Here is a 12,176-nt window from a genome sequence, read left to right as displayed (position 1 = left end):
TGATTATTATGAAGATTGTTTGTGTATGTGCTTGTACGTCAGGAATAGCTCACACGTATCTGGCAAAAGCAAAATTAGAAAAGGCAGCAGAAGAGCTTGGAGATGAGATACATATTGAGACTCAAGGAACAATTGGTACAGAAAATGAACTGACCCCTGAACAAATTGCTGAAGCAGACGTTGCCTTACTTGCAGTTGACATTGCAACCACTGGTGATGAGCGTTTTAAGGATCTACCTACTGTCAAAATTGGTACTTCATTGGTTGTAAAGGCGCCAAAACAATTGCTTCAAAAAATTGAAAAAGAAGTCAAAGCAAAGAAAAGTCAGAAAGCGTGGAATAAGTGAATAATTTTGTTAATGGTGCCAAAAAAGCGGGATCAGCTATTAAAAAACACTTGTTAACTTCAATTTCGTATATGCTTCCATTAATTGTTGCTTCGGGATTGCTTATTGCAATTGGTAATCTAATGGGAGGCAAGCAAGTTACTACCTTGGCTCAAATGAATTTTCCTAATGCAATGACAACGTTGGGTGTTTTAGGAATGGGCCTATTACCCTCATTTATTGCTGGTTATATTGGCTACTCAATAGCTGATAGACCAGGTATCGCTCCGGGTTTTTTATCAGGTCAAATTGCTTCATTTCTTGGAGCAGGTTTCCTGGGAGGCATTATTGGAGGATTTATAGCTGGATATATAGCTTTAGGAATAAAGAAAATCAAGGTTCCAAAGTGGGCAAGTGGGCTAATGCCAATGCTTATTGTTCCTACTATAACTTCAATTTTTACAGCATTAATTATGTTTTTCTTATTAGGCAATCCTTTAACTGCTGCGACTATTGCTCTAAATCATTTTATAACTGGGCTAGATCGCTCGCAAAGAGCTTTATATGGCTTCTTAATCGGCTTAATTGGCTGTGCTGATTTTGGCGGAGCAATTAGTAAGATTCCTAATTTGATTTGTGATGGGTTATTATTAGACGGAATTAAGGGACCTGAAGGGATAAAAGTTTTGGCGGCAATGGTACCTCCATTTGGGATAGCTATGTCATACTTATTTGCCAAACTTTTTCATAAGAAAATTTACACTAAACGTGAGGTTGAAACAATCGAAGTTGCTTTTCCAATGGGGTGTTGCATGATTACTGAAGGGGTTATCCCAATTGCAATGAATGATTTGCTTAGAACACTTCCTTGTACTTGGATAGGTTGCGGTATTACCGGCATGATTAGCTATGCATGGGGAAATGAAAGCCCCGTTCCTTCAGGAGGAATTTTCGTGATTCCTGCAATGTCAAAACCTCTTGTAGCAATAATTGCTTTGGTTGCAGGTTCTTTTGTTACGGGAATTTTATTAGCAATTATAAAAAGACCTTTAACTGATGAACAAGTTAATGGATCCTCTGAAAAAGAAGATGAAAAAGAAGAAGATGTTGATTTGTCAGGAATTAACCTTCAATAAATTACTTGTAAATTAGTTTTAGAAAATTATTCAAAAAGTTTTTAAAAATATTTAAGGAGATAAACAATGACTTTAGTAAATATGAACCAATTAATGGAAGTAGCTAGAAAAAATAATTTTGCAGTAGGTGCATATAACGTTTCAAACTTGGAGTTAATGCGTATTGCAATCGAGCAATGTGAAGCAGACTATGCTCCAGCAATTATCATGATTCACCCAACGGAATTGCGATATTGCAAAGATGACTTCATTAGTTATGTTCTTACTCGTATTCGTGACAGTAAGATTCCTGTTGCCCTTCACCTTGATCATGGTGATTCAGTTGATAGCGCAACTCGAGCAATTCATGATGGGTTTAGCTCAGTAATGATTGATTTATCAGCAGAAGATTGGAAAACTAATGTTGCTTTAACTAGGGAAACGGTTAAAATGGCACACAGAGTAGGTGTTTCTGTTGAAGGTGAAGTTGGTACAATCGGTCAAACTGGAGTTCACGTTGAAGGACATAAAAAAGAGGGTATTTATACCACGCCGGAAGAAGCACAAAAATTTGTTGAAGAAACAGGCGTTGATACGTTAGCAGTTGGCATAGGTACTAGTCACGGTATCTATCCATCAGATGTCACGCCAAAGATTAGAATTGATATTTTAAAAGATATTGTTAAGGCTGTTCCGGACACACCACTTGTTTTGCATGGTGGTTCATCAAATCCAGATGAGCAAATTGCTGAAGCAGTAAAGAATGGTATAAATAAAGTAAATATTTCTTCTGACTATAAACATGCATTTTTTGAAAAAGCTCGCGAAATTTTGACTAAAGATGATGGTTGGGATCCTAATAATTTATTTCCAGATGCAATTAAAGCAGCAAAGCTGGTTGTTCACCATAAGAATAATTTATTTGATGCTGTTGGCAAAGCCAAATTATACGAGGGAATGAATCCTTGGCGTGCAGACAAGATATAGCAATAGATAATGGGTGAGGGCGTCGGTCCTCATTTTTTTGAAGGGAAAAGTAATGACCAGATTAGGTTCAATTGAAGCTGGAGGAACAAAGTTTGTTTGTTCAGTTAGTGATGAAAACTTGAATATTATTGCCAAAACTAGGATACCTACTACTTTACCCAGAGTCACTATGCCACTAATTTATCAATTTTTTCAAAAATATCAGCCTGACTCGATTGGCATTGGGTGCTTTGGCCCAATAGGAATTGATGAAACTAGTAAAAACTACGGCAAAATATTAGAAACTCCGAAGAAAGGATGGGTAAATTATTCATTTTTAGAGGAAATAAAGAATCACACAAATGTACCTGTATTTTGGACAACAGACGTCAACGCTGCCGCTTACGGAGAATTTAAACTCGGTGCTGGGAAAAAACTTAAGAATATTGTTTACTGGACAGTGGGAACAGGTATTGGTGCTGGAGCAATATGTAATGGAAAAATTTTTACGGGCCTATCGCATCCTGAAATGGGGCATATATTGGTTGTGAGAAACCAGTACGATCATGTTGACGGAACGTGTAATTATCATTTTGACTGCTTAGAGAGTTTGGCTAGTGGACCTGCAATTGAAAAAAGAGCTGGTAAAAAAGCTGAAGATTTATCTAAAAGTAGTAAACAATGGGATTTAGAAGCTTACTATCTTGCGCAAGCATGTGTCGATGTAGCAATGGTTTTATCACCTGAAAAAATTATCTTTGGTGGGGGTGTGTCGAACCAAGAGCAATTGTTTCCAAAAATTCGTTACGAATATAATAAGATGATTGGACATTATTTAGAAACTCTATCACTAAATGATTTTATTGTTCATGCAAAACTGGGTGATAACGCTGGTACAATGGGTTGTCTTTTACTAGCCAAAAACAAGTTAAGTATTTAAAATACTCATTTTTTGAAATCGCTTGCAAATAAAACCAGAATTGTTTATACTCTAATAAGATAAAATTGTTAGCTTAGGCGCAAAATTCGTCATTTTATTTTTTGAATATAGGTGTTATTTCGTTATGAAAGCAAGACTAAAGGAAGGATAGCATATTTTGCTATCAGGAATTTAGTCTTTTTTTTGTTAAATTGGGAGGAAACTAATCATGAAAGTCCTTCGTAAACTAAATAATAGTGCGGCTATTTGTTCGAATGGATTTTCTAATTCAATAATTGTTATTGGAAAAGGAATAACATTCGGTAAAAAGGAAGGTGATGAAATTGATAAATCAAGAATTGATAAAATCTATACAAGCTCAAATAAGGAAACTATTGACTTAATTCAAAAAATTCCTGATGAATATTTTGAAATGTCAATGGTCATAATCAGATATGCTGAAAGGAAGTTGGATCAAACATTAACTGATGATGCTTATTTTGTTATCTCGGATCATATTAAAGGAATTATGTATCGCTATAAACATAATATTCAGATGCCGTTTGGTTTTATGCAAGAAGCAGAATTATTTTATAGAAATGAATATCGTGTTGCAGCATGGATTCTTGATTACCTTGATGCAGCATTAAATGTAGAGTTACCTGAAGATGAAATTGGTTTCTTAACTATTGATGTTGTCAATCTTATTGGAAATAACAATGGAATGGAGAAACTAAAACTAATTATGGAAGTCGCTCGTTTGGTTGAAAATGAAGTAAATAATGCTTTTACAAATCTTGATAAACAGAGTTTTTCTTATAAAAGATTTAAAACACATCTACAATATTATGGATTTCGATTTGTTTCAAATAAAGAATATATAGATCAAAATATTAGTTTTGATTTTGATGAAGATTTTATTAATAGTACTAAAGAATTGATTAATAATATTAATAAAAAATTAAATGAGAAATATGGCCATTCGATGGATAAAGTTGAACAAAAGTATTTGCTACTACATTTACAAAGACTAATTTATTCGAATTGTTAATAAACTTGGAGGAAAAATGGCTTTAGATTATGAAAAAATGTCTAAACAAATTTTGCAAAATATTGGTCAAGCAGAAAACTTAACTACTGTTAATCATTGTGCAACCAGATTACGTTTAGGCGTCAAAGATATTAATAAGATAAATAAAAGTGAATTATCTAGAATTGATGGGGTATTAGGAGTAGAAGTAATGCCTGACCAAATTCAAATAATAGTTGGTCAAATAATTGAAGATTTATATCATTCGTTTAAGCAAGTATCTGAGTTTTCTAATACTCCTTCAATGGGTTCAGCAAAATCGTTAGGTAAAAAGAAAAATATTGGCACACTTTTTATCGACTTTTTGGAATTAGTTGCCAAAATCATGGCTCCAGTTATTCCCGCTTTAATTTGTGCCGGTTTTTTTTCATTAATAATTATCATTGCACAGATGTTCTTTCACCTGAAGACTACAAATTCAACATACATTATTTTAAATAGTTTAGGGCAGACAGCACTATATTTCTTGCCGGTAATGGTTGCCTATTCTTCTGCCAAGCAATTCAATACGAATCCAGTTTTGGCAATTATGCTTGCTAGTTTTCTGCTATACCCGGATTGGAATAGTCTTGTAGCCAAAGGAACTTCATCTGGATTTACTTCATATTTTGGCTTACCAGTACATTTACAAACTTATAATGGACAAGTTGTTCAAATTATCTTGTCAATTTGGATAATGAGTGTTCTTGATCGCTGGCTAAAAAAAATAATTCCAAATGCTGTTCGATATTTCTTGAAACCTGTTTTACTAATGTTGATAATGTCAGTGATTACACTAACTATTACAGGTCCTTTAGGCGGATTATTTACAAATAGTATTAGTCTTTTCATCGACTTTTTGAGAAAAAATGTACCGTGGCTGACTGTGCCAGCAATTTACACATTTGCGATGACAGTTGGCGTTTTTATGCCAGGCTTTCATCTAGCTTTAATTCCAATTGCCACACAAAATTTAAGTACATTAGGATACGACGATATTATTAATATTTGGTTTATGGCAGGTACTATGGTACCGGGATTTGTTACTTTATGGGTAGCATTGAAGACTAAAAATGTTAAAGGGAAGAATATTTCTTGGACTGCTGCTATATCAGCTTTGTTTGGCGGAATCTCAGAACCTACATTGTATGGTATTTTATACAAGATACCAGTTCTCTATGGTGTAAACTTTATTACAGGACTTACACTTAGCATTTATAACGGAATCGTCGGAACTAAGGCTTATGCCTATGGGGCATATTATTTAACTAATTTATTGCTATTTTATAATTCAAAAGATCCGTCAAATCTTTACAAAGCAATTGGTGGTATCATACTCGTAGCTCTTATTTCTTTTGTTGGAGTTTGGTTTACTAAATGGTCTTGGAACGACGAAGCTAGTGATACACTTCCGAAACTTAAATCTATCTTTGGTCGTGGTCGGTCTACAGAAATAAGTAGTAATTCCCCTGTTAAATTTGCTCATAAATTATCTGATACGACTATCAATGCACCAGTAGCGGGAAAAATTGTTTATCAAAAAGAAATTAAAGATCAAGCATTTTCTAGTGGTAGTTTAGGTAGTTGCTTTGGCGTAGAACCTGCTAATGATGACATCTTTTCTCCAATTGATGGGATTATTAATTCAATTGCTCGGACTAAACATGCGATAACGATACAAGGGAATGCAGGAGATAATGTAATGTTGCATTTAACACTTGATTCAATGAAAGTTCAACCTGATGATATTACAATATTGATTAAAAAAGGAGAACAAGTAGTGCAGGGACAAAAAATTGCTATTCTTCACCGTAAGAAGCTGCAGCAAAGAAAGCTAGATGATACTGTGATAACAATACTGCTAAATTCTGGTGATTATCAGAGCGTAACTTTAGATAGTAATAAATTAGTTGCAAAGGTTTAGGAGAACTATGATGAAAGAAGAATTACATTTTTTAAAATGCATTGATCATGAAGTTCCAATGCAAATTGAAATTCCAGAGGGAAAAGGGAAATTTCCGACAATGTTGCTAGTACATGGATACATGTCTGCCAAAAATTGTGATGGTCACATGCTTGAAAGGATTAGTGCTAGACTTGTTAAAGAGGGAATCATTGCAGCTAGAATAGACCTATGCAGTATGGGAGAAAATTTATGCTCAAGGGAAAAATATGGTATGAGAACAATGATTGATGAAGTAAAAGCAAGCTTTAATTATCTCAAAACATTGGATTATGTAAAAGCTGATTATATTGGTCTTCTCGGACACAGTTTGGGTGGTAGACTTGTTTTTACGTGTTCAACATTGCCCGCAAAATTAATAGTTACTTTAAATGGTGCAATTAATACAGAGGAAATGATGGTTCCTAGTTATAACAAACTTGAAATGAGAGAACTAGGATATAATATTATTCATACAAGTGATGGCAGAGCAGAATTAATTTATCATCGTTTTGAAGAAGATATGAAAGATACTCTTAATAATAATATACGTAATTTTAAAAATCCAATTTTAGTATGTATTGCTGCCAATGATCCAACTTTAAATCCAAAGATAGGATTTAATTTTGTTAAAAATTGCAATATGAATAACGTTGATTCTATAGTAATTAATAATGCAAATCATACATTTAATGCCAAGACAGGTGATTACACTAAACTGAATGAACTAAATGATAAGATGATTCCATGGATTACAAAACAAATGGAGTAAAAACTATGATAAAAGGATTGAAATTTATTTTTCAACGCTTTTTATAATTGTCCTAAACTTGTTTTTGTCAATATACTAAAGCATGTGATATAAAGAACACTCATATTGCAATAAGCAATAGTATTGGAAAAATCAATTTGGCTTCATCAGAAGGTAACTTAATATTGTTATAACTTCCATTCTAAATGACTTCTATAAAAATCAAAATATTTTCAAGCTATTCTTCAGCTAGATTGAGTGTAGTGATTGAATCATGGACATGAACTTGTAGATAAAAAGTGATACCTTTTTCATGAATATAACTGTTGATAATTTCTTGATAGCTTATTTGGCGTATTTAAATTTACTTTTTGCTTGATTTGTACAAATGAGAGCTTTTGCACAAACTAAGAATTATATATAAAATAACTTCAATTCAATACAAGGCAGAGTAATAGTAATAAATCGAGTTGATCATATGATCATTTTTAGATGTTATTTTCTTTAATATTCCCTTTTCAATTGTTTTGGTTCTTAAAGCAAGGAAAATTTTTAAATAATATAGAAAAAAGAATACTATCAAAATTATCAATGAAGAAATGATGTATTTAATTATTCACATTCATCGAAGCGTATCCTAGCCAGTATCAATTAAAACAGTAAAAAAGCACTACGATTAATTTCGCAGTGCTTTTTGGCCTAAAACTCACTTTACTTTAATAAATTCAGTCGGCTTTTTAAGTGCAGGATCTGATTGTAAGTAAATTTTATCAGTACCTAGTTCAATCGGGATTAATTCATGTTGGTAAAGTCGAGCTTCAATGTACATTTTGCCATTCGCTCCCACAAGTATTGGATTATTCCATTTACCGATAGTTGCTTTAAGCTCGCCATTTTCGTCACAAAGAGTAACCAAACCATAGCCAGGATTATGATAATCACCCAGTAACTCAGATTTTGCCTTAACTGCATGGCAGTCATTTCCTTTAAATTTGGTAATTTTATCTTCTCTTGCCTGGTTCTTCTTCTCCATAATTTTACTTATTTTATCGGCCCAGTCAGTGTCATGAATTCCTAAGGTCTCATCAATTGTTTGGTAAGCTAAAGCAAAAATTGATTCGGTTGAATCCATGTTGGTAGTTACAACAAAGGCCAAATCAAGGTCAGGAACAAAGCCCAAAAATGAGCAATATCCTATATATGAACCACTGTGATAAAAGTACTTGTGACCACGGTAGTCTTCCATCATCATTCCTAAACCATAAGCACCAAAATTAGCACCACCATATGCTCGGCTAGGAGGCATAATTGATTGCGGCTGATAACGCTGGGCAGTAACCTCAGTTGAAGTTGATTTTTGGGTTTTTAATTGAAATTCGCCCCAAGTTAGCAAGTCGGAAATTGTTGCTAACATGCTGCTGGCTCCGCCAACTTTACCAGGTGCAATAAACGGTACCTCTTGCGTAACATCGTTATCTCGAATATAAGGCTTAGGAATTCTGTCACGTGGTGCTTCATGATGATTAATGAAAGTATTATTCATATGAAGTGGCTTAAGTAAGTGTTCACGCTCGTATGAGCCATAATCCTGACCTATTGCTTGTTCCATTACGTAGGTTGCAACGGCATAAACCAGATTACTATATTGCATTTTAACTCGTAATTCATGGTTAGGCTCTAAATAGCCGACATGTTCAGCTTTTTCTTTTAAAGTTAAATCATGCTTATTCATGTTAGTAAAACGCATTAAGTCGTGAGCAGGCAGTCCACTTTGATGACTTAGGGCATCTCTAAACGTTAAATGATCTTGGGCATATTTATCAACGAGTTGAAAGTCTGGCCAATATTTTTTTAAAGGATCATCTAGGCTGATTCTACCTTCATCAGCTAATTGACAAATTGCTGTTGCTAAAAAGGACTTAGAAATTGAAGCTAGAGGATATAAGCTATCTTCGTTAGCGTCGCCGTAAACATGGCTGTAGCTTTCATTTTTGTGATAAATTCCAAAGCCTAAACTTGGCAGATTGAATGTATCTCTTACTTTTTCAGCAAAGTCATTTATTTTTTGTTTATCCATTACTACTCCTTTTGTAAATTACTAATCTAAAATAGGCGAAAAGTAAAATAACAATCTTTTATAAAACATTTTACTCTTTTTAAAGGCAAAATTAAATATTCTTCTCATAATTATGATGTAATTATTTGACTATTATGATATATTTATTAGCGTAATAAAATTAATTTATATAGAAATGAGAAAATATATAAAAAAGAACAAATTGTTAACCTCAATTGGTGTTTTAAGTCTCTCTGCAATTTCTTTAGTTGGTTGTGGCAAGCAGAATAATACTAGTAATGATGAAACTAAAAATGTTTCTAAATTCCCAATTGAAACTCCAAAAAAGGCTGTCAAACAAGGTGGAACTGTTAAGATTGCAGTTGAAACAGACACACCGTTTTCTGGAATTTTTTCGCAGGAATTATCTTCGGAAGATTTCGATTCAATGGTAGCTTCTCCAGGTCAAGAGACCCTGTTTGACAGTGATGATCACTTTAAAGTTACTGATAAGGGTGCAGCAACGCGTGAATTGGATCAAAAGAACAAAACCATTACCATTAATATTAAAAAAGGTGTTAAATGGTCCGACGGTAAACAAGTTGTTGCTAAAGTTTATGAATATGCTTATGAAATTTTAGCAAACAAGGACACAGCTTGCCCTCGGTATAGTAGTCAGTTTGAAGTTTTAAAAGGTTTGAAAGAATCTCATGAAGGCAAGGCAAAAACGATTTTGGCATTGAAATGCCAGATGGGGAAAATGGTCGTAAATTAGTTCTCCATTTCACGGAATTAAGTCCAAGTATGTCTAATGCAGGTAGTCGTTCTCTCTGGGAAGCAGTTGAACCTTATCATTACCTTAAAGATGTTCCTTTCTCTAAATTAAAATCATCTGATAAAATTAGAAAGAATCCATTATTCTTTGGGCCATATAAAATGGAAAAACTGGTTCGAGGACAATCCGCCACTTGGTTTCCTAATGAGTATTACTGGCGTGGCAAGCCAAAATTAGATAAAATCGTTGTTTCTGTCGTTTCCCCTAATTCTGCTTCGCAGGCCATTAAGAGTCATAAGTTTGATGTGATTCCTGTGATTAACACTCAATGTCCTCAGGTAAAAGATACCAAGAATGTTAACTTTGTAGCACAAATTCCAATTGCTTACCATTACCTTGGTTTTAAAGTTGGTAAGTGGGATAAAAAACTCAGCAAAAACGTTGAAAATCCTAAATCTAAGATGAATAACAAGGCTTTACGTCAAGCCATTGGTTATGCAATGAACGTTGATGCCGTCAATAAACGTTATACGTATTCTTTAACCTTTAGAGTAAAAACTCTAATTCCGGAAATCTTTGGTGATTACTACGATAAGGGTGCTAAAGGCTTTGATTATAACCTTAAGAAAGCAAATGATATTCTCGATAAGGCAGGCTATAAGAAGAAGGGTAAGTGGCGTGTCCAACCTAATGGTAAACCACTTAAAATTAATGTAGCCGCAATGAGTGGGGATGCGACTAAAGAACCAATCATTCAAAATTATATTCAACAGTGGCACAAGGTAGGCTTAAATGTTCAGCTGGCCACGGGACGCTTGATTGAGCACAACTCGTTTTATGACAAATTACAAAACGATGATAAGGGTATTGATATGTATATCGGTGGCTGGTCAACACCAACTGAGCCATCTCCACATCCGTACTACAGCGAATCCGCACCATTTAACATGACCCGCTTTGTAACTGCTAAAAACAATAAGTTATTGACAGAAATGAATTCGCAGAAGGCATTTAACCATAAATATCGGGTACAAAAATTCCACGAATGGCAACAATACATGAATGATGAAGCTTATGTCATTCCAATTGATAATTCTTACCAAATTACAGCTGTGAATAACAAGCTTACGGGATATTCACTCAAGCCTTCAGAGGGCAATAATGGACATCCATTATGGTACAAGGTTGGTTATGCAAAATAATCTTATTAAAAGACTAGAAGGGGACAAAATCAAATAATGAGAACAGGATCAAAAATTATCACTTTAGACAACGGCTACCACTTATGGACGAGTACACAGGGTGAAGGTGACATCCACTTGGTAGCCTTGCATGGTGGACCTGGTGGTAACCATGAATATTGGGAAGATGCCGCTGACCAATTGAAAAAGCAGGGATTAGATGTCCAGGTCACGATGTATGATCAACTTGGTTCACTTTACTCTGATCAACCAGATTATGATGATCCAGAAATTGCCACTAAGTATTTAACCTATGAATATTTCCTTGATGAAGTAGATGAAGTTAGGGATAAACTTGGACTCGATACTGTTATTTAATTGGTCAAAGTTGGAATGGACTTTTGGCGCGAGAATACGCCATTAAATATGGTCAACACCTTAAAGGAACGATTATTTCTTCAATGGTTGATGATACTGATGACTATATCGCTTCAATTAACTGGCGTAGAAAAGAGATTTTCCCACAAACGGAAATTGATTTTATGCGTGAATGTGAAGAAAATAATGACTATGACAATAAGCGTTACCAGGAAGATGTTCAAATATAGAACATTAACTTCCTTGATCGTCGTCAGCCGTGCAAACTTTACCATATTAAGCGAATTGGCGGTTTACCTGTCTACCATGCTTTCCAAGGTGATAACGAGTTTGTCGTTACAGGTAAGCTAAAAGATTGGCATTTCAGAAAGTACCTAAAAGAAATTAAAATGCCAACTCTACTAACCTTTGGCGAAGAAGATACAATGCCACTAGAAACTGCTAAAATTATGCAAAAAGAAATCCCTAATTCTCGTTTAGTAACTACACCAAATGCTGGACAGCACCACATGGTTGATAACCCCGACGTCTACTATAAGCATGTAGCTGACTTTATCAGAGAAGTGGAAGCAGGTACTTTTAAGGGTGAATAACTAAAACAAAAAACATGAGGTGAAGCTAACCCCTAAAACTGGACGTTAGTTTTATATCATTTTACTTAAGGCTTGATTCCGATATTGAATCGGAGTTAAGCCTTT

Annotated in this window: 8 protein-coding genes and 2 pseudogenes; 9 read left to right on the top strand and 1 reads right to left on the bottom strand. The window is 34.4% G+C overall.

Features of this window, described 5'->3' with window-relative positions; genetic code table 11:
* Nucleotides 1-8: 8 nt before the first annotated feature.
* The 7 genes from J3U73_RS10600 to J3U73_RS10570 all read left to right on the top strand — a co-directional run bounded on the left by J3U73_RS10600 (nucleotide 9) and on the right by J3U73_RS10570 (nucleotide 7,109).
* Nucleotides 9-347: a PTS fructose transporter subunit IIB gene (locus tag J3U73_RS10600; protein WP_267410413.1), complete on the top strand. Its 339-nt coding sequence runs from the start codon at nucleotides 9-11 to the stop codon at nucleotides 345-347.
* Between the two features lie 71 nt (nucleotides 348-418).
* A complete protein-coding gene (locus tag J3U73_RS10595) occupies nucleotides 419-1,462 on the top strand; it encodes a PTS fructose transporter subunit IIC (protein WP_416381437.1) in 1,044 nt (347 codons plus the stop codon).
* 66 nt (nucleotides 1,463-1,528) lie between these two features.
* Nucleotides 1,529-2,428 carry a ketose-bisphosphate aldolase gene (locus J3U73_RS10590; protein WP_267394142.1) on the top strand — a complete coding sequence of 300 codons (900 nt, stop codon included), beginning with the start codon at nucleotides 1,529-1,531 and terminating at the stop codon, nucleotides 2,426-2,428.
* Nucleotides 2,429-2,480: 52 nt separating this feature from the next.
* The gene (locus tag J3U73_RS10585; protein WP_267410411.1) at nucleotides 2,481-3,347 is read left to right on the top strand and encodes an ROK family protein; all 867 of its coding nucleotides are present in this window, start codon (nucleotides 2,481-2,483) and stop codon (nucleotides 3,345-3,347) included.
* A gap of 208 nt (nucleotides 3,348-3,555) precedes the next feature.
* Nucleotides 3,556-4,377: a PRD domain-containing protein gene (locus J3U73_RS10580; RefSeq protein ID WP_267394136.1), complete on the top strand. Its 822-nt coding sequence runs from the start codon at nucleotides 3,556-3,558 to the stop codon at nucleotides 4,375-4,377.
* A 16-nt stretch (nucleotides 4,378-4,393) separates the two neighbouring features.
* Nucleotides 4,394-6,319, top strand: coding sequence for a PTS transporter subunit EIIC (locus J3U73_RS10575; protein WP_267410410.1), 1,926 nt, complete (start codon nucleotides 4,394-4,396; stop codon nucleotides 6,317-6,319).
* 10 nt (nucleotides 6,320-6,329) lie between these two features.
* Nucleotides 6,330-7,109 (top strand): alpha/beta hydrolase family protein, encoded by a 780-nt coding sequence (locus J3U73_RS10570; RefSeq protein WP_267410409.1) that lies wholly within the window; start codon nucleotides 6,330-6,332, stop codon nucleotides 7,107-7,109.
* Nucleotides 7,110-7,794: 685 nt separating this feature from the next.
* On the opposite strand, the gene J3U73_RS10565 is transcribed toward J3U73_RS10570, so the two are convergent.
* A complete protein-coding gene (locus J3U73_RS10565) occupies nucleotides 7,795-9,165 on the bottom strand; it encodes a serine hydrolase domain-containing protein (protein ID WP_220268209.1) in 1,371 nt (456 codons plus the stop codon).
* 187 nt (nucleotides 9,166-9,352) lie between these two features.
* Here J3U73_RS10565 and J3U73_RS10560 point away from each other — a divergent pair.
* Both J3U73_RS10560 and J3U73_RS10555 read left to right on the top strand, forming a co-directional pair.
* Nucleotides 9,353-11,121, top strand: a pseudogene (locus tag J3U73_RS10560) (oligopeptide ABC transporter substrate-binding protein).
* Between the two features lie 36 nt (nucleotides 11,122-11,157).
* Nucleotides 11,158-12,071, top strand: a pseudogene (locus tag J3U73_RS10555) (proline iminopeptidase-family hydrolase).
* The last annotated feature ends 105 nt before the right edge of the window (nucleotides 12,072-12,176 follow it).

It is taken from the genome of Lactobacillus sp. B4005 (genome assembly GCF_026536045.1).
Lineage (GTDB): Bacteria > Bacillota > Bacilli > Lactobacillales > Lactobacillaceae > Lactobacillus > Lactobacillus panisapium.
Note: the sequence above shows the minus strand (reverse complement) of the source record. Positions and strands in the feature narration are given on the sequence as shown.